The sequence below is a fragment of the Micromonospora sp. NPDC048040 genome (genome assembly GCF_055587185.1).
The window spans coordinates 88982-110014 of sequence record NZ_JBVJGT010000008.1 but is presented as its reverse complement, the minus strand read 5'-3'; the positions used below and the strand labels follow the sequence as shown (position 1 = coordinate 110014).

18 protein-coding genes are annotated in these 21033 nt (G+C 72.0%); 7 read left to right on the top strand and 11 right to left on the bottom strand.

Translation table 11 applies throughout. The annotated features are described in order from the left end of the window. Positions 1-7: 7 nt before the first annotated feature. Complete coding sequence (locus tag ACZ6O2_RS11780) at positions 8-1858, bottom strand: bifunctional metallophosphatase/5'-nucleotidase (RefSeq protein ID WP_466022804.1); 1851 nt, start codon at positions 1856-1858, stop codon at positions 8-10. A 301-nt stretch (positions 1859-2159) separates the two neighbouring features. On the opposite strand from ACZ6O2_RS11780, the gene pcrA reads away from it, so the two are divergent. Beyond that, positions 2160-4565 (top strand): DNA helicase PcrA, encoded by a 2406-nt coding sequence (gene pcrA, locus ACZ6O2_RS11775; RefSeq protein ID WP_350703996.1) that lies wholly within the window; start codon positions 2160-2162, stop codon positions 4563-4565. Positions 4566-4622: 57 nt separating this feature from the next. Here the strand turns inward: pcrA and ACZ6O2_RS11770 are convergent, their stop codons facing one another. Then, positions 4623-5384, bottom strand: a complete 762-nt coding sequence (locus tag ACZ6O2_RS11770) for a M23 family metallopeptidase (RefSeq protein WP_466022803.1) — start codon at positions 5382-5384, stop codon at positions 4623-4625. 274 nt (positions 5385-5658) lie between these two features. Continuing rightward, positions 5659-6378 (bottom strand): M23 family metallopeptidase, encoded by a 720-nt coding sequence (locus ACZ6O2_RS11765; RefSeq protein WP_350703993.1) that lies wholly within the window; start codon positions 6376-6378, stop codon positions 5659-5661. A gap of 452 nt (positions 6379-6830) precedes the next feature. On the opposite strand from ACZ6O2_RS11765, the gene ACZ6O2_RS11760 reads away from it, so the two are divergent. The 3 genes from ACZ6O2_RS11760 to sucD all read left to right on the top strand — a co-directional run bounded on the left by ACZ6O2_RS11760 (position 6831) and on the right by sucD (position 9804). Next, positions 6831-7235, top strand: coding sequence for a cobalamin B12-binding domain-containing protein (locus ACZ6O2_RS11760; protein WP_350684229.1), 405 nt, complete (start codon positions 6831-6833; stop codon positions 7233-7235). Positions 7236-7735: 500 nt separating this feature from the next. Beyond that, on the top strand, positions 7736-8914 hold the full coding sequence (sucC, locus tag ACZ6O2_RS11755) for an ADP-forming succinate--CoA ligase subunit beta (RefSeq protein WP_350703991.1): 1179 nt from the start codon (positions 7736-7738) through the stop codon (positions 8912-8914). Between the two features lie 2 nt (positions 8915-8916). Further along, positions 8917-9804 carry a succinate--CoA ligase subunit alpha gene (gene sucD / locus ACZ6O2_RS11750; RefSeq protein WP_350684227.1) on the top strand — a complete coding sequence of 296 codons (888 nt, stop codon included), beginning with the start codon at positions 8917-8919 and terminating at the stop codon, positions 9802-9804. A gap of 46 nt (positions 9805-9850) precedes the next feature. Here the strand turns inward: sucD and ACZ6O2_RS11745 are convergent, their stop codons facing one another. Beyond that, a complete protein-coding gene (locus tag ACZ6O2_RS11745; RefSeq protein ID WP_350703990.1) occupies positions 9851-10117 on the bottom strand; it encodes a hypothetical protein in 267 nt (88 codons plus the stop codon). A 156-nt stretch (positions 10118-10273) separates the two neighbouring features. Here ACZ6O2_RS11745 and ACZ6O2_RS11740 point away from each other — a divergent pair, with 156 nt between their 5' ends. Then, positions 10274-11578 (top strand): cell division protein PerM, encoded by a 1305-nt coding sequence (locus ACZ6O2_RS11740; RefSeq protein WP_466022802.1) that lies wholly within the window; start codon positions 10274-10276, stop codon positions 11576-11578. A 64-nt stretch (positions 11579-11642) separates the two neighbouring features. On the opposite strand, the gene ACZ6O2_RS11735 is transcribed toward ACZ6O2_RS11740, so the two are convergent. Both ACZ6O2_RS11735 and ACZ6O2_RS11730 read right to left on the bottom strand, forming a co-directional pair. Next, positions 11643-12242, bottom strand: coding sequence for a DUF4190 domain-containing protein (locus tag ACZ6O2_RS11735; protein ID WP_466022801.1), 600 nt, complete (start codon positions 12240-12242; stop codon positions 11643-11645). A 20-nt stretch (positions 12243-12262) separates the two neighbouring features. After that, a complete protein-coding gene (locus ACZ6O2_RS11730; protein WP_350703985.1) occupies positions 12263-12565 on the bottom strand; it encodes a CD225/dispanin family protein in 303 nt (100 codons plus the stop codon). 182 nt (positions 12566-12747) lie between these two features. On the opposite strand from ACZ6O2_RS11730, the gene purN reads away from it, so the two are divergent. Both purN and purH read left to right on the top strand, forming a co-directional pair. Next, on the top strand, positions 12748-13368 hold the full coding sequence (gene purN, locus ACZ6O2_RS11725; RefSeq protein ID WP_350703983.1) for a phosphoribosylglycinamide formyltransferase: 621 nt from the start codon (positions 12748-12750) through the stop codon (positions 13366-13368). Next, positions 13365-14936 carry a bifunctional phosphoribosylaminoimidazolecarboxamide formyltransferase/IMP cyclohydrolase gene (gene purH, locus ACZ6O2_RS11720; protein ID WP_466022800.1) on the top strand — a complete coding sequence of 524 codons (1572 nt, stop codon included), beginning with the start codon at positions 13365-13367 and terminating at the stop codon, positions 14934-14936. Before purN ends, purH begins: the two co-directional genes overlap by 4 nt. Positions 14937-15067: 131 nt before the next feature. Here the strand turns inward: purH and ACZ6O2_RS11715 are convergent, their stop codons facing one another. The 5 genes from ACZ6O2_RS11715 to ACZ6O2_RS11695 form a co-directional block, all read right to left on the bottom strand. After that, positions 15068-16096, bottom strand: a complete 1029-nt coding sequence (locus ACZ6O2_RS11715) for an ABC transporter ATP-binding protein (protein WP_466022799.1) — start codon at positions 16094-16096, stop codon at positions 15068-15070. Continuing rightward, positions 16080-17117, bottom strand: a complete 1038-nt coding sequence (locus ACZ6O2_RS11710; RefSeq protein ID WP_350703977.1) for an ABC transporter ATP-binding protein — start codon at positions 17115-17117, stop codon at positions 16080-16082. The genes ACZ6O2_RS11715 and ACZ6O2_RS11710 overlap by 17 nt, the downstream gene beginning before the upstream one ends. A 53-nt stretch (positions 17118-17170) precedes the next feature. Next, complete coding sequence (locus tag ACZ6O2_RS11705) at positions 17171-18127, bottom strand: ABC transporter permease (RefSeq protein WP_350703975.1); 957 nt, start codon at positions 18125-18127, stop codon at positions 17171-17173. Continuing rightward, positions 18120-19058 (bottom strand): ABC transporter permease, encoded by a 939-nt coding sequence (locus ACZ6O2_RS11700; protein ID WP_350703973.1) that lies wholly within the window; start codon positions 19056-19058, stop codon positions 18120-18122. Before ACZ6O2_RS11700 ends, ACZ6O2_RS11705 begins: the two co-directional genes overlap by 8 nt. 85 nt (positions 19059-19143) lie before the next feature. Next, positions 19144-20748, bottom strand: a complete 1605-nt coding sequence (locus ACZ6O2_RS11695; protein ID WP_350703971.1) for a peptide ABC transporter substrate-binding protein — start codon at positions 20746-20748, stop codon at positions 19144-19146. Positions 20749-21033: the final 285 nt, after the last annotated feature.

Genomic DNA, 21033 nt, shown 5'->3' with positions numbered 1-21033 from the left:
TGCCCGGTCAGCCGAGGCGGGTGATGCGGTCGGCCGGCCCGGGGGCGACCGGCTCGCCGGCGCCCAGGTACGCGATCAGCGCGTCGACGTCGAAGCCGGGGGCCGTGCTGCGGCCGGTGCCGGCGCGCAGCTCGGTGAAGCCGTCCCCGCCGTTGGCCAGGAAGTCGTTCGTGGTGACCCGGTAGCTGGCCGCCGGGTCGACCGGCACCCCGTCGAGCGCCAGGGCGCTCACCCGCGAGCCCGCCGGGGCGGTGGTGTCGTAGGAGTAGGTCAGCCCGGCGGAGACCTGGAGGATGCGCTGGGTGGTCTGCCCGTTGAAGCCGACGAACTGCTGCTCCAGCACGTTGCGTAGCTGGGCGCCGGTGAGGGTCTGGGTGACCACCAGGTTGTTGAACGGCTGGACGGTGAAGGCCTCGCCGTACGTGATCTCACCCGGCGCCTCGCCGCCGGCGGAGGCGGCGTACGGCAGCGACGCCCGGATGCCGCCCGGGTTCATCAGCGCGATCTGCGCCCCGGCCGACCGGGTGTACGCGAGCTGCGCGTCGGCGATCACGTCACCGAGCGGGCTCTCGCCGTTGGGGCGGGCGTCGCGGACGACGTCGGCCGACACCCGGCCCACCACCCGGTTGGCGATGGGCGCCACGGCCGCCCGGTACTTGTCGGCCAGCGCCTTGGCGGCCGGGTCCACCAGGTCGGGGTTGCGCACGTACGTGCCCGGCGCGCTCTGCTGCCAGGTGCCGTCCGGGTTGCGGACGCCGTTCTCGACGACCACGTTGCGGGCGGAGATCCCGGTGAACCGGCCGGTGCGCCGGTCCAGCGAGTAGTCCACGTCGGTGATCAGCTGGCCGTTGTTGCCGGCGCTGGTGACGACGCTCTGCGCGCCCGAGGAGTTCGGCAGGGAGCAGGAGTAGAAGCGGTGCGTGTGGCCGGAGACGACCAGCCCGAACTCCGGCCGCAGGCCGCGGACGATGTCCACGATCGGGCCCGAGAAGTTCGCGCAGTCCGAGACGCCCGGGGTGGCCGGCGGCGGCGACTGCGCGCCGCCCTCGTGCACCAGCAGCACCATCGCCTTGACGCCGAAGAGCTTGAGCAGCCCGCCCCACTTGTTGGCGGTCGCCACCTCGTCGGTGAACCGCACCGAGGCGATGCCGGCCGGGTTGACGATGTCCGGGGTGCCTTCCAGGGTCACGCCGACGAAGCCGACCGGCACGCCGCCGACGAACTTCACGTCGACCGGGGGCAGGATCGGCAGCCCTGTCTTCCTGCTGACGGTGTTGGCGGCGAGGTACGTGAAATTCGCGCCGGCGAAGCCGTCCCCGTCCTGGCAGCCGTCGACCGGGTGGCAGCCGCCCTTGTTGATCCGGATCAGCTCGTCGACGCCCTCGTCGAACTCGTGGTTGCCGACCGAGCTGACCTCCAGCCCGATCTCGTCCATCAGCTCGATGGTCGGCTCGTCGTGGAAGGCGGCGCTGACCAGCGGGGTGGCGCCGATCAGGTCGCCGGCCCCGACGGTGGTGGTGACCCGCCCCTCGGCGGCGGCCTCGGCGCGCAGCCGCTTCAGCCAGGTGGCGAGGTACTCCACCCCGCCGGCCGGGGTGCCGTTGACCACCGCGCCGCTGCCGCCGGGCGGGTCGATGGCGCCGTGGAAGTCGTTGTAGCTGAGGAAGTTGCCCTTGACCTCGCCGCCCGTGGGGGTGGCGTAGGAGACCGAGACGGGGGCGAGGGCGGCCCACGGGTCGTCGGCGGGGGCCGGGGCGGGCCGGGAAGCGGTGGGCAGCGTGGCGACGACGGCCAACGCGAGGGCGGGCGCGGCGAGGTGACGCAGCGCCGACCGACCGCGCGAACGCGGCTGAGTCATGGTCGTTCTCCCAGTCGTGTACGGGGGAAGGAGCCGGATTTTCACCGTCATCGTTCTGTACCCGGGCCGGCGGCACCAGACAGGACAGGGTGACATCTTCGTCTCAACCTGGCACGCCCCGCCGGACCCGCCCGGCACGCCGCGCCGGATCGGCCCGCGCCCAGGTGCCCGTCCGGTCGCTCCGGCGGTCGCTCGGGCAGGCCCGGGCCCTCGGCTCGGCCGGTCCACCGATGACGGCCCGGTCGCGCCGGGGTCCACGCGGCGGGGAAGTGTCCGGCCGGCGGCATAGACTCGCCGTGCGATGCATCCTCTCTTCGACATCCCCGTGTCCCCGCCCGCGCCGGCGCCTGCCCCGACCCCGCCGCACCGGCCGGGGTCCGCCGCCGCCCGCCTCGACCCGCAGGCCCTGGTCGAGGGTCTCAACGGGCCCCAGCGCGACGCCGTCACCCACGCCGGCTCGCCGCTGCTGATCGTGGCCGGCGCCGGCTCGGGCAAGACCCGGGTGCTCACCCACCGGATCGCCTACCTGCTGGCCGCCCGGGACGTGCACCCCGGCGAGATCATCGCGATCACCTTCACCAACAAGGCCGCCGGCGAGATGAAGGAGCGCGTCGCGCACCTCGTCGGCCCGCGTGCCCGGCTGATGTGGGTGTCGACGTTCCACTCCGCGTGCGTGCGCATCCTGCGCGCCGAGCACGAGCACGCCGGGCTGAAGTCGACCTTCTCGATCTACGACGCGGACGACTCCCGCCGGCTGATGCAGATGGTCGCCCGGGAGCTCGACCTCGACCCGAAGCGCTACCCGGCGCGCGGGCTCGCCGCCCAGGTCTCCAACCTGAAGAACGAGCTGGTCGACCCGGAGGAGTTCGCGGGCCGCGCCAAGGGCCCCAACGAGCGGGCGCTGGCGGAGGCCTACACGCTCTACCAGCGGCGGCTGCGCGAGGCGCACGCGCTCGACTTCGACGACCTGATCATGACGACGGTGCACCTGCTCCAGTCCCACCCGCACGTCGCGGAGAGCTACCGCCGGCGGTTCCGGCACGTGCTGGTCGACGAATACCAGGACACCAACCACGCCCAGTACGTGCTGATCAAGGAGCTGGTCTCGGGCACGGACGGGATCGAGCCGGCGGAGCTGTGCGTGGTCGGCGACGCCGACCAGTCCATCTACGCGTTCCGCGGCGCGACGATCCGCAACATCCTGGAGTTCGAGCGCGACTTCAGCGACGCCCGCACGATCCTGCTGGAGCAGAACTACCGCTCGACCCAGACGATTCTCAACGCCGCCAACGCGGTGATCGACCGCAACACCTCGCGCAAGCCGAAGCGGCTGTGGAGCGAGGCGGGCGCCGGCGAGCGGATCGTCGGCTACGTGGCGGACACCGAGCACGCCGAGGCCGACTGGGTGGCCAGGGAGATCGACCGGCTGGTCGACGCCGACGAGACCCGCCCCGGTGACGTGGCCGTCTTCTACCGCACCAACGCCCAGTCCCGGGTCTTCGAGGAGGTGTTCATCCGGGTCGGCCTGCCCTACAAGGTGGTCGGCGGGGTGCGCTTCTACGAACGCAAGGAGGTCCGCGACGCGTTGGCCTACCTGCGCGCGGTGGTCAACGACGACGACACGGTCAGCCTGCGCCGGATCCTCAACACCCCCCGACGGGGCATCGGCGACCGCGCCGAGGCGTGCGTGGAGGCCCTGTCCAGCCGGGACCGGATCTCCTTCGGCGCGGCGCTGCGGCGGGCGAAGGACGCGCCGGGCATCTCCACCCGGGCGGCCAACGGCATCGCGGACTTCGTCGACCTGCTCGACGGCGCCCGCGAGCTGGCCGAGACCGGCACCCCGGAGGAGGTGCTGGAGGCGCTGCTGACCCGCTCGGGTTACCTCACCGAGCTGGAGGAGAGCCTCGACCCGCAGGACGCCGGTCGGGTCGACAACCTCCAGGAGCTGGTCAGCGTCGCCCGGGAGTACACGGAGCGGATCGAGGCGACCGGCGAGGAGGGGGAGCGGGCCACCGTGGCCGGCTTCCTGGAGCAGGTCGCGCTGGTCGCCGACGCCGACCAGGTGCCGACCGACGACCCGGACCACCAGGGCGTGGTCACCCTGATGACGCTGCACACCGCCAAGGGGCTGGAGTTCCCGGTCGTCTTCCTGACCGGCCTGGAGGACGGCGTCTTCCCGCACCTGCGCTCGCTCGGCGACACCCGGGAGCTGGAGGAGGAGCGCCGGCTGGCGTACGTGGGCATCACCCGGGCCCGCCAGCGCCTCTACCTCTCCCGGGCGGTGACCCGCTCGGCGTGGGGGCAGCCGTCCTACAACCCGCCGTCCCGGTTCCTGGAGGAGCTGCCGCCGGAGCTGGTCCGCTGGGAGCGCACCGAGGGGTCGTACACCTCGTGGGCCGGTGGGGGCGGCGGCGTCGGGGGCCGCGCGGACCGTGTGCCCGGCGGGCGCGGCGGCTTCAACGGCGGCACCCCCAAGGCCGCCCAGTTGGCGAAGCGGCTCGGCGTCGACGCCAGCCGGCTGACCACGGCGAGCGAGCTGCCGCAGGGGCCGAAGGTGTCCGCCGGTGACCGGGTCAACCACCAGCGCTACGGCCTGGGGCGGGTGCTCGCGGTGGAGGGGCACGGCCCGGGCGCCCGGGCGCAGATCGACTTCGGTGACCAGACGATGTGGCTGGTGCTGCGGCACGCGCCGATCGACAAGCTCTGAGACGACCACGGCCCGGCCCGGCGGCACGCCGGACCGGGCCGTCCCGGTCGGTACGGGTCAGCAGGCCACGTCGATGCCCCGGGCGCGCAGGAACGGCGCCGGGTCGATCTGGTTCCACATCTGGCCCTGGTGGACCTCGAAGTGCAGGTGCGGCCCGGTGGAGTCGCCCGTGGAGCCCTCCAGGCCGATGGTCTCGCCGGCGCCCACCTTGTCGCCCACGCCCACCTTGGCGGTGCTGAGGTGGGCGTAGTGGGTCAGGTAGCCGTTGCCGTGGTCGACGACGACGGAGATGCCGTACCCGTCGCCGACGTCGCCGGCCTTGGTGACCGTGCCGCCGAAGGCGGCGCGGACCGGGGTGCCGGCGGGCAGCGCGAAGTCGATGCCGGCGTGCAGGGTGCCCCAGCGCGGGCCGTAGCAGGAGGTGATCGCGGCGCCCTTCATCGGGACGACCCAGCTCGGCTTCGGCTTGCTGGTCTTCTTCGGCGTCGGCTTGGCGGTGGTCGCCTTCGGGCTGGGCTTCGCCGACGGGCTGGCCGTCGTGGGGCTCGGCGTCGGGCTGGCCGAGGGGGTGGCCGGGACGGCCGACTCGCGGGCGGCGCGGTCGGCGCGGTCGGCGGCCTCGGCGCGGGCCTGCGCGTCGAGGGAGACGGCGGCCGGGACGGAGGGCTCGTCGTTGCCGGTGGCCGCGAAGGCGGCGCCGCCGAGACCGAGGCCGACCAGGGCCGCCGCGGCGACGGTCACGCGGGTGCGGCCGCCGGCCCGCCTCCGGTGCCGGGCGGGGGCGTCGGGGGTGTTCTCGTTCTGGGTGTCTTCCTGCACGGCGGACCTTCACTGGTCGAGGGGGCACTTGACCTCGAAATACTGGTGTCAGCGGGGCCGGCAGCGGGTAGGGGGATCGGGTCGGGACGGAACGACGGTGGCCGGTGCCGTCCGTTAACTCCCGAGTTGGGGCTTTGGTAGCGATAAGTGATCATGGTCGATCGTGGCGCCGGTCACACTCGCGCCTGTGACCCAGCAGACTTTCGCCCGCTGGCGGCCGACGAAAAACCGCCCGGATCGACAGATCCGGGCGGTCAACGGTCGGTACGCAGCGTCAGGACGCGGCTGCGTCGTTGTAATATGCCTCGGTTTGTAGCTTGATGTCCACTCCGCGCTCCTGGAGCCACGGCACCGGGTCGCGCGGCTCGCCCTTGACATGAACCTCCAGGTGGAGGTGGGAGCCGTAGGAGTGGCCGGTGTTGCCGACGAGCCCGAGCTGGTCGCCCGCCTTGACCTGCTGCCCCTGCTGCACGCTCAGCGCAGAGGAGTGGCCGTAGATCGCCTCGCTGCCGTCGGCGTGCTGGACGATCACCGTGTAGCCGTAACCGCCGAACCAGCCGGCCTTGGTGACGGTGCCGGCGTGGATGGCGACGTAGGGCGTGCCCTCGGGGGCGACCAGGTCGACGCCGGTGTGCAGCTTGCCCCAGCGCATGCCGTAGGGCGTGTTGAACTCGAAGCTCTCCAGGGGGAGCCGCCAGACCTCGCGCTCGGCGGCGTCCTCGGCTCCGGCGGCGCGGGTGCTGTCGCGGGAGGCGCGGTCGGCGGCGTCGGCGCGGGCCGCGGCGTCCTGGCTCAGCGTCGAGGCGGCCTTCAGCTCGTCGAGGACCGACGGGTCGACGCTCTTCGCGTCCGGCATGGCGCTCGCGCCGAGCGCGACGACACCGGCCCCGACGAGGGCGGTGGTGACGACGGCGGCGTAGCGGCTACGCGGGGGGGTGGGTACGCGGCGGCGGCCGCGATATCGATCGGGCTCAGACGACAGGCGCTGGCGCACGCACACCCTCCGTTGTCGGGGATCCGATGCGGCTTCCTCGACGCTCGTGAAGCTTCGATGAACGTCGGCTGGCCGCGTCGTCACCCGTCCGTGGACCTGATGACAACCGTGGACACGTTAGCCAACCACCAGGCCCGTCACAAGCCGAAGCGCCGAATTGCTACCGCGTTCTGTCCCTTTGCGTCCGTGATTGTCATGCCTCGTTCCCGTCGAACGGCGCCCCCGTAACTGCCCGTTCGTCGCGCAGCGTGACCGAACGGCGGAGTCGTCCGGCTTGACGGCGGTGATCATCTACGGCATGCGTACCGTCTGTGGGGGCAACCTCCCCCCCCCCCCCCCGGGTGTCGCCGGCCGGTGTGCCGTGCGCTTCGCCGCCCGGATTTCCCGGGCCGGGCGGGGCGGGTTACCGTTCGTTCAGGTGAAGCCGCGGAGCCGGTGAAAGGGATGCGCAGATGAGCTCTCGTGTTCGGGTCGTCGTCGCCAAGCCGGGCCTGGACGGCCACGACCGTGGCGCCAAGGTCGTCGCGCGTGCCCTCCGGGACGCCGGTATGGAGGTCATCTACACCGGCCTGCACCAGACCCCGGAGCAGATCGTGGAGACCGCGATCCAGGAGGACGCCGACGCGGTCGGGCTCTCCGTGCTGTCCGGGGCGCACATGACGCTCTTCCGGCGCGTGGTGGAGCTGCTCGGTGAGCGGGACGCCCGCGACATCGTCGTCTTCGGCGGCGGCATCATCCCCGACGCGGACATCCCCGAGCTGCAGAAGCTGGGCGTCGCCAAGATCTTCACGCCGGGCGCCACCACCGCCTCGATCGTGGAGTGGGTCCGGGAGAACGTCGCGCAGCCGGTCGCCTGACGGTCGGTCAGCATCCCGCCGGAGGGCGAGGACGTGCTGTTCACGGACTCGGGGCGGTCGACGGGTCACAGACGGCTCAGGCCGGTCGACGGCTGACGTCGGGCAGGGGGAGGGGCCGGACGCACCCCTCACACGTCCGGCCCCTCTATGCACGATGCCCCGCCGCCACCCCTCGACCGACAGGGCATCGGCCGTCTCCCGTCGCCGCGCTGCATCAGCGCTCCGACACCTGACTCAACGACGCCCCTGCGGAGGGGTTACGCAGCCCGGACAACATCGTCCGGACGGCTGACGTCGGGGCCCGAAGTCGCGGAAAGGCCGCGCGACGCCGCTGGCTGTGCATTACCGCACACCGCGCACCCGCTCGGTTGCGGCCGGTGTCCACCTCGCTAGGCTGCGCCCAATGGCCTGTTTCAACTGATGACAGGCGTCAAACTGTTTTCCATAACGCTGGTGGCGGCGCGACGGCGCGCCGCGGAGACGGGACGGGACGCGCAAACGTGGACCTGTACGAGTACCAGGGGCGGGACCTGTTCGAGCGGCACGGCTTGCCCGTGCTCGCCGGCGGCGTCGCCACGACCCCGGAGGAGGCCCGCGCGATCGCCGAACGCCTCGGCGGTCGGGTGGTCGTCAAGGCGCAGGTGAAGGTCGGGGGCCGGGGCAAGGCCGGCGGCGTGAAGCTGGCCGAGGGCGCGGATGAGACGGTGGCCCGGGCCACCGACATCCTCGGCATGGACATCAAGGGTCACACGGTCCACAAGGTCATGATCACCGTGACCGCGGACGTGGCCGAGGAGTACTACTTCTCCTACCTGCTCGACCGGGCGAACCGCACCTTCCTCTGCATCGCCAGCGTCGCGGGCGGCATGGACATCGAGCAGGTCGCCGCCGACACCCCGGAGAAGGTCGTCAAGGCCCCGATCGACGCCAACACCGGCGTCGACGAGGCGAAGGCGCGCGAGATCGTCGCCGCCGCCGGCTTCCCGGCCGAGGTCGCCGACCAGGTCGTCGAGGTCGCCGTGGGCCTGTGGAAGGCCTTCGTCGCCGAGGACGCCACGCTGGTCGAGGTGAACCCGCTGGCCAAGACCGGCGAGGGCAAGCTGCTGCTGCTCGACGCCAAGGTCACCCTGGACGAGAACGCCGGCTTCCGGCACCCGGACCACGAGGCGCTCGTCGACCAGGCCGCGGTGGACCCGCTGGAGCAGGCCGCCAAGGAGAAGGACCTCAACTACGTCAAGCTCGACGGCGAGGTCGGCATCATCGGCAACGGCGCGGGCCTGGTCATGTCGACCCTCGACGTGGTCGCGTACGCCGGCGAGCGGCACGGCGGCGTCAAGCCGGCCAACTTCCTCGACATCGGCGGCGGCGCGAGCGCCGCGGTGATGGCGAACGGGCTGGAGATCGTCCTGTCCGACCCGTCGGTGAAGAGCGTCTTCGTCAACGTCTTCGGCGGCATCACCGCCTGCGACGAGGTCGCCAACGGCATCGTGCAGGCGCTGGCCCTGCTCGAGCAGCGCGGCGAGAAGGTCACCAAGCCGCTGGTCGTCCGCCTCGACGGCAACAACGCCGAGGCCGGCCGGGCGATCCTCGACGGCGCGAACAACCCGCTGGTCCAGCGGGTGGACACGATGGATGGCGCGGCCGAGCGGGCCGCCGAGCTGGCGGCTGCGGGGGTCTGACAATGGCTATCTGGCTGACCAAGGACTCGAAGGTCATCGTCCAGGGGATGACCGGTTCCGAGGGTTCCAAGCACACCCGGCGGATGCTCGCCGCGGGCACCAACGTCGTCGGCGGCGTCAACCCGCGCAAGGCGGGCCAGACCGTCGACTTCGACGGCACCGAGCTGCCGGTCTTCGCCAGCGTCGCGGACGCGATGGCGCAGACCGGTGCCGACGTGACCGTGATCTTCGTGCCGCCGCAGTTCACCAAGGGCGCGGTCGTCGAGGCGATCGACGCCGGGATCGACCTGGCCGTGGTGATCACCGAGGGCGTGCCGGTGCACGACACCGCCGCGTTCTGGGCGTACAACGTGGCCAAGGGCGAGCGGACCCGGATCATCGGGCCGAACTGCCCGGGCATCGCCTCGCCGGGCGCCTCCAACGCCGGGATCATCCCGGCCGACATCACCGGCACCGGCCGCATCGGCCTGGTCAGCAAGAGCGGCACGCTGACCTACCAGATGATGTACGAGCTGCGCGACATCGGCTTCTCGACCTGCGTCGGCATCGGCGGTGACCCGATCATCGGCACCACCCACATCGACGCGCTGGCCGCGTTCGAGGCCGACCCGGACACCGACGCGATCGTCATGATCGGTGAGATCGGCGGCGACGCCGAGGAGCGGGCCGCCGAGTTCATCAAGGCGAACGTGACCAAGCCGGTGGTCGGCTACATCGCCGGCTTCACCGCGCCTCCCGGCAAGACCATGGGGCACGCCGGCGCGATCATCTCCGGCTCCGCCGGCACGGCCGAGGCCAAGAAGAGCGCGCTGGAGGCCGTCGGCGTCAAGGTCGGTAAGACGCCGACCGAGACCGCCAAGCTGATGCGGGAGATCATGTCCGCCGGCTGATCCAGGCTGGTGTACGACCAGGGGGCCGACCGTTCGCGGTCGGCCCTCAGTCGTTGTAGAGCGGGTAGTTGCCGCCGGCCCAGAGGACGCCACTGCCGATGATGTTGAGCACGCCGAACGCGATCGCCAACCAGCCGAGCACCGGCGACTGCCCGAAGCGCTTGGCGTCCCGGATCGACAGGTAGCCGAAGACGATCCCCAGGATGCCGCAGCAGAGCAGGCCGAGGATGATGCCGAGCACGCCCCAGAGCGTGGTGCGGTCCTGGCCGGCCACGGGCGGTGGCGGCGGGGGCGGCGGGTACGGAGCGTTCACGGCTTCCCTCCGGACGTCGGTGCCGCGACTTCGGTCGCGTCCCTGGGCCGAGGCTAGACCGGATCGGGGGCGGGAGACGGTGGATCACGGAACTCGCCGCCGCTCGGAGGCGGTATCGGACTGCCACCGCGCGCGCGGCATGCCAGAGTAGACCCGATGTCCTCCGTCACCCCTGATCAGCCGAGCCGCCCCGGCGTCGAGGCCGGCACCGACGCCCGGCCGGCCGCGCCCGGCGGGCGCGCCCGGCGGGTGCCCGCGCCGCGGAGCGGTGAGCCCCCTCGCAACCGCGCCCCGCTGGCCGTCGCCGCGGCGGTCGCCGCCGGCTGGGCGGCGCTCACCTCGTGGCTGCCGGTGGTGGTCGTGCTCTGGTTGTTCCAGCTCAGCGAGGGTGCCGCCTCCGTGCCGAGCGCGTTCCGCGCCGGGCTGGCCGGCTGGCTGCTCGGGCACGGCGTCCCGCTCGACACCGGCGCCGGCCCGCTCGGGCTGGCTCCGCTGGCGTTGACCGCGTTGGTGGTCTGGCGACTGACCCGGGCGGGCGTGCACACCAGCCGGGCGATCGGCGCGCGCGGTGGGGGGTCGCCCCGGCAGGCGCTCGTCGCGGCCGGCGCGGTCGGCATCGCGTACGCGCTGATCGGCGTGCTCGCGGCGGTGCTGGCCGGCGCGGGCGGCCCTGCGGTGTCACCGGTCCGCGCCGGGGTCACCCTCGCGGTGCTGGGCACGCTCGCCGCCCTGGTCGGCTCAGCCCGGACGACCCGCGTCGCCGGCCTGCTGGCCGCGCGGTCCCCGGAGCCGCTGCGGGACGGGATCCGCACCGGGCTGGTCGCCGGGCTGCTGCTGCTCGCCGCGGGCGGCGGGGCGGCGGGGCTCGCCGTGGCCACCGGGGGCGGTGACGCCGCCGACCTCATCGGGGCCTATCGCACCGGGGTCGCCGGGCAGGCCGGGATCACCCTGGTCAGCCTCGCCTACGCGCCCAACGCCACCATCTGGTCGGTCAGCTACCTGCTCGGGCCGGGTTTCGCCGTCGGCACGGACACGGCGGTCCGCACCAGCGAGGTGTCCCTCGGCGCGCTGCCGGCCGTCCCGCTGCTGGCGGGGCTGCCGCGCGGCCCGGTCGACGGCATCGGGGCGGCCCTGCTCGCGGTGCCGGTCCTCGCCGGGATGGCGGCGGGCTGGCTGCTGGCCCGCCGGCTGCTCCGGCTCGCCGCCGACGACCGGACGCCGCTGCGCTGGGGCCCGCTGCTCGGGCCGGCGGCGCTCGCCGGGCCGGTGGCCGGTGTGCTGCTGGGCGCCGCCGCGGCGGCCTCCGCCGGATCGCTGGGCGGCGGCCGGCTGGCCGAGGTGGGGCCCGTCGCCTGGCAGGTGGCCGGCGTGGCGACCGCGGTCATCGCGGTGGGCGCGCTGCTGGGCGCCGCCGCGACCCGGGCGCTCTCCCGCCCTGCCGACCCGCCCCGCGCCCGCTGAGGCCCGCCGGTACGCCGAAGGGGCGCCCCGGACGAGCCGGGACGCCCCTTTCGTGCCGGGCCGGTCAGGGCTGGTAGGTGACCCCGAAGATCAGCAGGGCGATCTGGAGCAGGCCCAGCACGGCGCCGATGGCGCCGCAGATCAGGCCGGCGAGGGCCTGACCCTGGTTGTCGGCCAGGCCCTGGGCGGCCTTCTGCTTGCCCATCCAGCCGGTCACCCCGGCGGCGATGCCCAGCGGGATGCCGAGGTAGCAGCAGACCAGCGGGATCGACGCGATGCCGAGGATCATCGACACCAGGCCGAGGGTGTTCTGCTGCTGCCCCGGCCCCTTGCCGGCGAAGCCGGCGTTCGGGTACATGGGCGGCGGCGGGTACGCCTGCTGGGCGTACGGATCCTGGTACGGCTGCCCGTACGGCTGGCCGGAGGTCGGCGGCTGCCCGTACGGCTGGCCGGAGGTCGGCGGCTGCCCGTACGGCTGGCCCGAGGTCGGCGGCTGGCCGTAGGGGTTCTGCGGTGCGGCGTACGGGTCGTTCGGCTGCCCGGAAATGGGCTGCTGACCGTACGGCGCCGCCGGCGGCGGGGCGTACGGGTCGTGGTGCGGCGCGGTCGGGTCCTGGTGCGGCTGCTGACCGTAGGGATCCTGACCGGGGTAACCGGGCTGCATGCGAACTCCTCGCAGTTCTGTCAGTAGGAGCTGGCCGAGCTGCCGCCGCCAGCCAGTCCGGCGAGGCCACCGAGCAGGCAGCACACCAGAACGATCACGTACCAGCTGATGCCGACGATCAGCGCCCACTTGGACCACTTCTTCGACTCGGCGGCCGCGGCCTGGGCCCCGGCGTAGTCGCCCTGCTGCAGCAGGGTGTTCACCTTCGAGGCGTTGATGATGGCCGGGATGGCCAGCGGCCAGAAGAGGAAGATGGCGACGATCGACATCGCCATGTTGTTGTTGACCGGCGGTTGCTGCTGCGGCTGGTATCCGGGCTGCATTTCGGCGTACTCCTCATTCCACTCGACACCTCTGGGGTGCCGGATCACTGACGGGTGCGGGCCGGACGCGTGCGCCGGTCCCGAGCGACCGGCAGCGTACCCGGTTCTGCCCGATCACGTCGTCGGTGAATGTCGCGCTGCCCAGCGGATGGAACCGTCGGCCTGCCCGATAGGCTGGTCAGGTGACCGAGCCCGCGTCCGCCGCCCGCATCGTCGTCCTCGTCTCCGGCTCCGGCTCCAACCTCCAGGCCCTGCTCGACGCCTGTGCCGATCCGGCGTACGGAGCCCGGGTGGTCGCCGTCGGGGCCGACCGCGACGGCATCGCCGGGCTGGAGCGGGCCGCCGCGGCGGGTGTGCCGACCTTCGTCGAGCGGGTCGCCGACCACCCCACCCGCGAGGACTGGGACGCCGCGTTGACCGCCCGCGTCGCCGAGCACCGGCCCGACCTGGTCATCTCCGCCGGTTTCCTCAAGCTGGTCGGCCCGCGCTTCCTGGCCGCCTTCGGCGACCGCTACCTGAACACGCACAACACGCTGCTGCCGGCGTTCCCCGGCATCCACGGTCCGCGCGACGCCCTCGCCTACGGCGTGAAGGTCACCGGGGCGACGTTGTTCTTCGTCGACGCCGGCATGGACACCGGCCCGATCGTCGCGCAGGTCGCCGTGCCGGTGCGCGACGACGACGACGTGGAGACGCTCACCGAGCGCATCAAGGACGCCGAGCGGCACCAGCTCGTCGAGCAGGTGGGCCGCCTGGTCCGCGAAGGTTGGACGATCACCGGAAGAAAGGTCACGGTTCCGTGAGTTCCACTCAGGACGAACGCCGCCCGATCAGGCGGGCGCTGGTCAGCGTCTACGACAAGACCGGCCTGGTCGAGCTGGCCCGGGCGCTGCACGCGGCCGGGGTGGAGATCGTCTCGACCGGCAGCACGGCCTCGACCATCGCCGATGCCGGAGTGCCGGTGACCCCGGTGGAGGCGGTGACCGGCTTCCCGGAGATCCTCGACGGCCGGGTCAAGACGCTGCACCCGAAGGTGCACGGCGGGCTCCTCGCCGACCTGCGCAAGGACTCGCACGCCGCCCAGCTCGACGAGCACGGCATCGCGGGGATCGACCTGCTGGTCTCCAACCTCTACCCGTTCCAGGCCACGGTCGCCTCCGGCGCGGGCGTCGAGGAGTGCGTCGAGCAGATCGACATCGGCGGGCCGGCGATGGTCCGGGCGGCCGCCAAGAACCACGCCTCGGTCGCCGTGGTGACCGATCCGGCCGCGTACCCGGCCCTGCTCGCCGCGCTCGACGAGGGCGGCTTCACCCTGGCCCAGCGCCGCGTGCTGGCCGCCCAGGCGTTCGCGGTCATCGCCGAGTACGACGTGGCGGTGGCCGAGTGGTGCGCCGCCGTGCTGGCGCCCGAGCAGGACGGCTGGCCGGGCTTCGCCGGGCTGTCGCTGCGCCGCTCGGCGGTGCTGCGCTACGGCGAGAACCCGCACCAGGCGGCGGCCCTCTACGTCGACCCGTCCAGCCCCGCCGGGCTCGCCCAGGCGGAGCAGCTGCACGGCAAGGAGATGTCGTACAACAACTACGTCGACGCGGACGCCGCGTGGCGGGCGGCCAACGACTTCGCCGACCAGCCGGCGGTGGCGATCATCAAGCACGCCAACCCGTGCGGCATCGCCGTCGGCGTCGACGTGGCCGACGCGCACCGCAAGGCGCACGCCTGCGACCCGGTGTCCGCGTACGGCGGGGTGATCGCGGTCAACCGGCCGGTCTCGGTCGAGCTGGCCCGGCAGGTCTCGGAGATCTTCACCGAGGTGCTGGTGGCGCCCGGTTTCGACGAGGGCGCCGTGGAGGTGCTCCAGGGCAAGAAGAACATCCGGCTGCTGCGCGCGCCGGCCTTCGACCCGCTGCCGGCCGAGTGGCGGCAGGTCACCGGGGGCGTGCTGGTGCAGATGGCGGACCGGATCGACGCCGACGGTGACGACCCGGCCAACTGGCGGCTGGCCGCGGGCGAGGCGGCCGACGAGGCGACCCTGCGCGACCTGGCCTTCGCCTGGCGGGCGGTGCGCGCGGTGAAGAGCAACGCGATCCTGCTGGCGAAGGACGGGGCGACCGTCGGCGTCGGGATGGGCCAGGTCAACAGGGTCGACTCGGCGCAGCTCGCGGTCAGCCGGGCCGGGGCGGAACGCGCCCGCGGCGCGGTCTGCGCCTCCGACGCGTTCTTCCCGTTCGCCGACGGTCCGAAGATCCTCATCGACGCGGGCGTCCGCGCGATCGTCCAGCCGGGCGGCTCGATCCGCGACGAGGAGGTGATCGCCGCCGCCAAGCAGGCCGGCGTCACCATGTACTTCACCGCCACCCGCCACTTCTTCCACTGACCCCCAGCCCTCTAACTCCTCGCCCCTCGCTTCTCAGCGATCTTGCACTTTGTGCCCCGGCATCCGGGACGAAGCACGCGATCCGCGGGCACAAAGTGCAAGATCGCGGGCGCGGGCGCCGGCGCGGGGGGTCAGGGGGCGGGGCGGAGTTCGGCGAAGTGGCACGCCGAGGGGTGCGGGTCCGCCGCGCGGAGCACCGTGTGCGGCTCCTCGCGGGCGCAGACCTCCTGGGCCTTCCAGCAGCGGGTGCGGAAGTGGCAGCCGCTCGGCGGGTCGGCCGGGCTCGGCACGTCGCCGGTGAGCCGGATCATGGTGCGCTGGTCGCGGGCGTCCGGGTCCGGCACCGGCACCGCCGACAGCAACGCCTGGGTGTACGGGTGGGTGGCCCGCTCGTAGATCTCGTCCTCGGTGCCGATCTCCACGATCTTTCCGAGGTACATCACGGCGACCCGGTCGGAGATGTGCCGGACCACCGACAGGTCGTGGGCGATGAAGATGTACGACAGGCCGAACTCGTCCTGAAGCTGCTCCAGCAGGTTGATCACCTGCGCCTGGATCGACACGTCGAGCGCGGAGACGGGCTCGTCGCAGACGATGATCTCGGGCCGCAGGGCGAGCGCCCGGGCGATGCCGATGCGCTGCCGCTGACCGCCGGAGAACTGGTGCGGGTACCGGTTGATGTGCTCCGGGTTGAGGCCGACCACGTCGAGCAGTTCCTGCACCCGCTGCCGACGGCTGCCCTTCGGCGCCGCGTCGGGGTGGATCTCGAACGGCTCACCGATGATGTCGCCGACCGTCATCCGTGGATTCAGCGAGGTGTACGGGTCCTGCATGACCATCTGCATGTTGCGCCGCAACCGGCGCAGCTCGGCGCCGGAGGCCTTGAACAGGTCCCGGCCCTCCAGGGTGGCCCGGCCCGCGGTCGGCGTCTCCAGCCGCATCAGCAGCCGGGCCAGGGTGGACTTGCCGCAGCCGGACTCGCCGACCACGCCGAGGGTCTCGCCTCGTCGCAGCTCGAAGCTGACCCCGTCGACGGCCTTGACCGCGCCGACCTGCTTCTGGAACAACACGCCCTGGCGGATCGGGAAGTGCTTGACGAGGTTGTCGACGGCGAGGATCGTCTCGCCCCGGACCTTGGTCGGGCTAGCGGGCGCTGTCATCACGGACCTCCTGCGCGAAGTGGCACGCGCTGGTCCGGCCGTCGCCGAGGACCAGGTCGTGCGGCACCACGTCCACGCAGACCTGCTGCACGTACGGGCACCGGGGGTGGAAGGGGCAGCCGGACGGGATCCGCATCAGGTTGGGCGGCAGCCCCTTGATGGTGGAGAGCTGCTGACCCCGCACGTCCATCCGCGGAATCGACTCCAGCAGCCCCTTCGTGTACGGGTGGGCCGGCGCCCGGTACAGCGAGCGGACGTCGGCGTGCTCGACGATCCGGCCGGCGTACATGACGGCGATCCGGTCCGCGACGCCGGCGACCACGCCGAGGTCGTGGGTGATCAGGATCATCGCCATGTCGAGATCGCGGCGCAGGTCGGCCAGCAGGTCCATGATCTGGGCCTGCACGGTGACGTCCAGCGCCGTGGTCGGCTCGTCGGCGATCAGCACCTTCGGGTTCATGGCCAGCGCCATCGCGATCATGACGCGCTGGCGCATGCCGCCGGAGAACTGGTGCGGGTAGTCCCCGAGCCGGTTGGCGGCGGCCGGGATCTTCACCAGGTCCATCAGCTCGACGGCCCGCCGGCGGGCGTCCGCCCTGGACATGCCCTCGCGCTGGCGCAGCGTCTCGCCGATCTGCCAACCCACCGGGAAGACGGGGTTCAGCGCGGAGAGGGCGTCCTGGAAGATCATCGCGATCTCCTTGCCCCGCACCTGCCGGCGCTGCTCCTCCGACAGCTTCAGCAGGTCCCGACCCTGGTAGAGGATCTGACCGGAGCGGATCAGCGCCGGGGGAGTGTCGAGGATGCCCATGATCGCCTGCGCGGTGACCGACTTGCCGGAGCCGGATTCGCCGAGCACGGCGAGCGTCTCGCCGGGGTCGAGGTGGTACGAGACCCCGTTGATCACCTTGGCCACGCCCTCGCCGGTGCGGAACTCGACGTGCAGGTCCCGTACGTCCAGCAGGTGCCCGCCCTCGGGCGTCGGGGAGGCCGGCGTCGGCCGGACGGCGGACTGGCTCACGGTGCCTGCCTTTCGTTCGCGACTGCGGGGCTCGCTGCGCTCGTTCGCATCCGTCACCGCAGCTTCGGGTCGAACGCGTCGCGGATCGCGTCGCCGAGCATGATGAACGCCAGCACGGTCAGCGCGAGGAACGTCGAGGGGACGACCAGCGGCGTGGCCGACTCCCGCATGTGCACCCGGCCGGCGTCGATGTCGATGCCCCAGGAGATCGTCGGCGCCTTCAGGCCGATGCCGAGGAAGGAGAGCGTCGCCTCGGCGGCGATGAACGAGCCGAGCGCGATGGTCAGCACCACGATCGCCGGGGCGAGCGCGTTCGGCAGGATGTGCCGCAGCATGATCCGGCCGTCGCCGGCGCCGAGCATCCGGGCCGCCGCCACGTAGTCCTGCTCCTTCGCGGTGATCACCGAGGAGCGGACGACGCGGGCGGCGGTGGTCCAGCCGAGGATCGCCAGCACGAAGATCACCGCGCCGATCCGGACCGCGGAGCTGTCGCTGTTCACCCGCTTCAGCAGCACGATCGCGGCGAGCAGCAGCGGGATGCCGAGCACGATGTCGATCACCCGGGAGAGCACCGCGTCGACCCAGCGGCCGAAGTAGCCGGCAACCATCCCGACGACGAGCGCGATCAGGCCGGTGAGCAGCGCGGAGAGGGCGCCGACCAGCAGCGACGCGCGGGCGCCGTACACCGCCCGGGAGTACGTGTCGCAGCCCTGGAAGTCGTACCCGAAGATCGCCCCGCCGGACGGGCCGGCGTGCTGGCGGGCCAGCACGCAGTCGCGGGGGTCGTTCGAGGTGAACAGGCCGGGGACGGCGGCCATGGCGGCGACCAGCACCACCAAGGCGAGGCTGACCCAGAAGATCGGGTTGCGGCGCAGGTCGCGCCAGGCGTCGCCGGCCAGGCTGCGCGGCTTCTGCGGTACGCCCGCCTGCCCCGGCGCGCCCGGTTCGCCCGACGGCCCCCGCCGCGCGGCCTGGTTCTCCGAAGCGGCGACAGTCTCGAAGTCACTCATAGCGGATCCTCGGGTCGAGTACGGCGTACAGGACGTCCACCACCAGGTTGGAGACGAGGTAGACCACGACGAGCACGCTGACGATGCCCACCACCAGCGGGCCGTCCTCGGTGCGGATGCCGCGGAAGAGGTTGAAGCCGACACCGGGGATGTTGAACACGCCCTCGGTGATGATCGCGCCGCTCATCAGGTTGCCCAGTTCGACGCCGAGGAAGGTGACCACCGGGATGAGCGAGTTGCGCAGCACGTGGACGCTGACGATGCGCCGCTTGGCCAGTCCCTTGGAGCGGGCGGTCCGGACGTAGTCGGCGCGCAGGTTCTCCGCCACCGAGGTCCGGGTCAGCCGCAGCGCGGTGGCCAGCGAGAGGGAGCCGAGCACGATGCCGGGCAGCAGCAGCGCGTACAGGTCGGGGTCGGCGCCGGCGGTGGGCGGGAAGAGCTGCCACTTGACGCCGAGGAGGTACTGGGCGAGGGGGGCGAGCACGATCGTGGGGATGCCGAGCACCAGCAGGGTCAGCAGCAGCGTCGAGTTGTCGAAGATGCTGGCCCGCCGGATGCCGGCGAGGACGCCCGCGGTGACCCCGAAGACGATGGTGACGGCCATGGCGATCAGCGCCAGCTTGACCGTGACGGGCCAGGCGGCGGCGAGGATGTCGCCGATCGAGCGCCCGGTCAGCGACTGCCCGAGGTCGCCCTGCAGGAGGTTCTTGATGTAGTCGAAGTAGCGGTAGAAGAAGCCGCCGACCCCGGTCTGGTCGAGGTGGAACTTCTCCGTCAGGTATGCCCGCTGCGCGGCCGTGACCGGGCGCTCCCCGGCCAGCGCCTGGATGGGGTCGCCCTGGCCGGCGAACATCAGCGCGTAGACGATCAGCGTGGTTCCGAAGAACGCGAGGACCATCTGGAGCAGACGCCTCAGGATGAAGCGGAACATACTTGGCAGTCTCTCTGAAAAAGGGTGAAGAGGATGGCGGGTCGGGCCACCGTCCGCCGGTGACCCGACCCGTCGTGCCGCGCTGTTACTTGACGGCCTCGATCTTCAGCAGGTCGACCCGGTCGAAGAGGTCCATCTCCACGTTCTTGACCTTGGTCGAGTGGCCGAAGTTGTTCTGGCCGTACCGCAGCGGGATGACCGGCAGGTCCTTGGCCAGCAGGTCCTCCGCCGCCTGGTACTTCTTGACCGCCTCGTCCTCGTTCGCGGCGCTGGCGCCCTCGGCGAGCAGCTTGTCGAACGCCGGGTTGCTGTAGCCGTAGTAGTTCGACGAGCCGTTGCTGCTGTACAGCGGGCCCAGGTAGTTCTCCATGGACGGGTAGTCCATGACCCAGCCCATCCGGAACAGGCCGACCGGCTGCTTGGCCTTGAGCTTGGTCAGCAGGTCCGCGAACTTCGGCTCGGCGTTGCCCACGCAGTCCACGCCCAGGTTGGCCTTGAGCTGGTTGCAGGTCGCGTCGATCCAGTCCTTGTGGCCGCCGTCGCCGTTGTAGGACAGCTCGATCTTCGCCGGGCCGCCCGCGGCCTGGTACAGCGCCTTGGCCTTGGCCGGGTCGAACTCGCCGGCCTCGCCGATGGTGTTGTCGCGGTAGCCCGCGACGACCGGCGAGACGAACGAGCGGGCGGGCTGCTGCGAGTCCTTGAAGATCGACTTGGTGATCTCGTCCCGGTCGATCGCCATCGAGATGGCCTTGCGCACGTCCGGGTTGCTGAATTCCTTCTGGAACGTCGGGAACGCCAGCACCTGGAGCGACGAGGCCGGGCTCTGCTTGAACCGGTCACCGAGGTCGGTGCCGGCCGTCGACAGGTTCTCGGTCGGGATGGTCTTGATGACGTCCAGGTTGTCCGACAGCACGTCCGCGTACGCGGCGGTCGGCTGCTGGTAGATCCGGAACTCGACGCCGGCCACCTTCGGCTTCTCGCCGGGGAAGGCGTCGTACTTCTCGACCTCGACCTTGGCGTCGTGCTGCCAGGTCCCCTTCATCTTGAACGGGCCCTGGCCCACCGGCGCCTGCTCGTAACCCTCGGCCAGCACCCCGGGCGCGGAGAACGCGGCCTTCGGCATCGGGTAGAAGGCGGTGTAGCCGAGCATGGTCTTGAACTCGCTGTACGGCTCGGAGAGCGTGACGGTGAAGGTCAGGTCGTCGACCTTCTTCAGGCCGGTCAGCGTCCTGGCCTTCGGCGTCTCGCCCTGCAGGTCCTCGTAGCCGGCGATCTTCTCGAAGAAGTAGCTCGAGTTCTGCCCGTTCGGCGCGTAGGCGCCGTAGTTCCAGGCGTCGAGGTAGTTGTCGGCGGTGACCTTCTCGCCGTTGTGGAAGGTGTAGCCGTCCTTGAGCTTGACCGTCCAGGTCGTGTTGTCCTCGGACGTCACCGACTCGGCCGCCACCTCGTACGGCTTGTTGGCCTCGTCGTAGTCGACCAGCGGGCTGAACAGGGCGCTGAGCACCTGCGAGCCGCTCGTCTCGTTGGTGTTGGTCGGCACCAGGTGCTGCGGCTCGGCGATCTCGATCCGCACGGCCGCGTCGGGGTTGCTCTCGCCGGATCCGCCGTCGCCGCCCGAGCCGCAGGCCACCAGGCCCAGGGTCACCGCGAGCGGGAGGGCGGTCCAGGTAGCGAGCCTGCGCACGCGCATGTAGCCTCCTCGTCTCCTCACGCTGCGCAGTCAGGCCCGGCGCTGGGTTTACGCTGCGCAACGTTGGGCAACGGTAGGTCGCGGGTTGGCGTTCGGCAACGAGCGCGTTGCGAAGCGATAACGGGGCCGGGCTCGGGGTCTTGCGGCGGCCAAGTTCTCCTGCTATAGCCGTCGGGTCGACAAATGCCGCCTCACCTGCGGACCGTCGTGAGGGCGGTGGCCGTCGCCGCCGCCTCTCGACCCTCCCGCGCTGTTCCGTCCCCGCTGTCCGGCACCGTCCCCGCC

What these genes read in the sequence shown, in the direction of transcription:
- ACZ6O2_RS11780 (WP_466022804.1), bottom strand. Translation starts at nt 1,858, where the DNA reads ATGACTCAGCCGCGTTCGCGCGGTCGGTCGGCGCTGCGTCACCTCGCC.
- pcrA (WP_350703996.1), top strand. Translation starts at nt 2,160, where the DNA reads ATGCATCCTCTCTTCGACATCCCCGTGTCCCCGCCCGCGCCGGCGCCT.
- ACZ6O2_RS11760 (WP_350684229.1), top strand. Translation starts at nt 6,831, where the DNA reads ATGAGCTCTCGTGTTCGGGTCGTCGTCGCCAAGCCGGGCCTGGACGGC.
- sucD (WP_350684227.1), top strand. Translation starts at nt 8,917, where the DNA reads ATGGCTATCTGGCTGACCAAGGACTCGAAGGTCATCGTCCAGGGGATG.
- ACZ6O2_RS11740 (WP_466022802.1), top strand. Translation starts at nt 10,274, where the DNA reads ATGTCCTCCGTCACCCCTGATCAGCCGAGCCGCCCCGGCGTCGAGGCC.
- ACZ6O2_RS11735 (WP_466022801.1), bottom strand. Translation starts at nt 12,242, where the DNA reads ATGCAGCCCGGTTACCCCGGTCAGGATCCCTACGGTCAGCAGCCGCAC.
- ACZ6O2_RS11730 (WP_350703985.1), bottom strand. Translation starts at nt 12,565, where the DNA reads ATGCAGCCCGGATACCAGCCGCAGCAGCAACCGCCGGTCAACAACAAC.
- ACZ6O2_RS11715 (WP_466022799.1), bottom strand. Translation starts at nt 16,096, where the DNA reads ATGACAGCGCCCGCTAGCCCGACCAAGGTCCGGGGCGAGACGATCCTC.
- ACZ6O2_RS11705 (WP_350703975.1), bottom strand. Translation starts at nt 18,127, where the DNA reads ATGAGTGACTTCGAGACTGTCGCCGCTTCGGAGAACCAGGCCGCGCGG.
- ACZ6O2_RS11700 (WP_350703973.1), bottom strand. Translation starts at nt 19,058, where the DNA reads ATGTTCCGCTTCATCCTGAGGCGTCTGCTCCAGATGGTCCTCGCGTTC.
- ACZ6O2_RS11695 (WP_350703971.1), bottom strand. Translation starts at nt 20,748, where the DNA reads ATGCGCGTGCGCAGGCTCGCTACCTGGACCGCCCTCCCGCTCGCGGTG.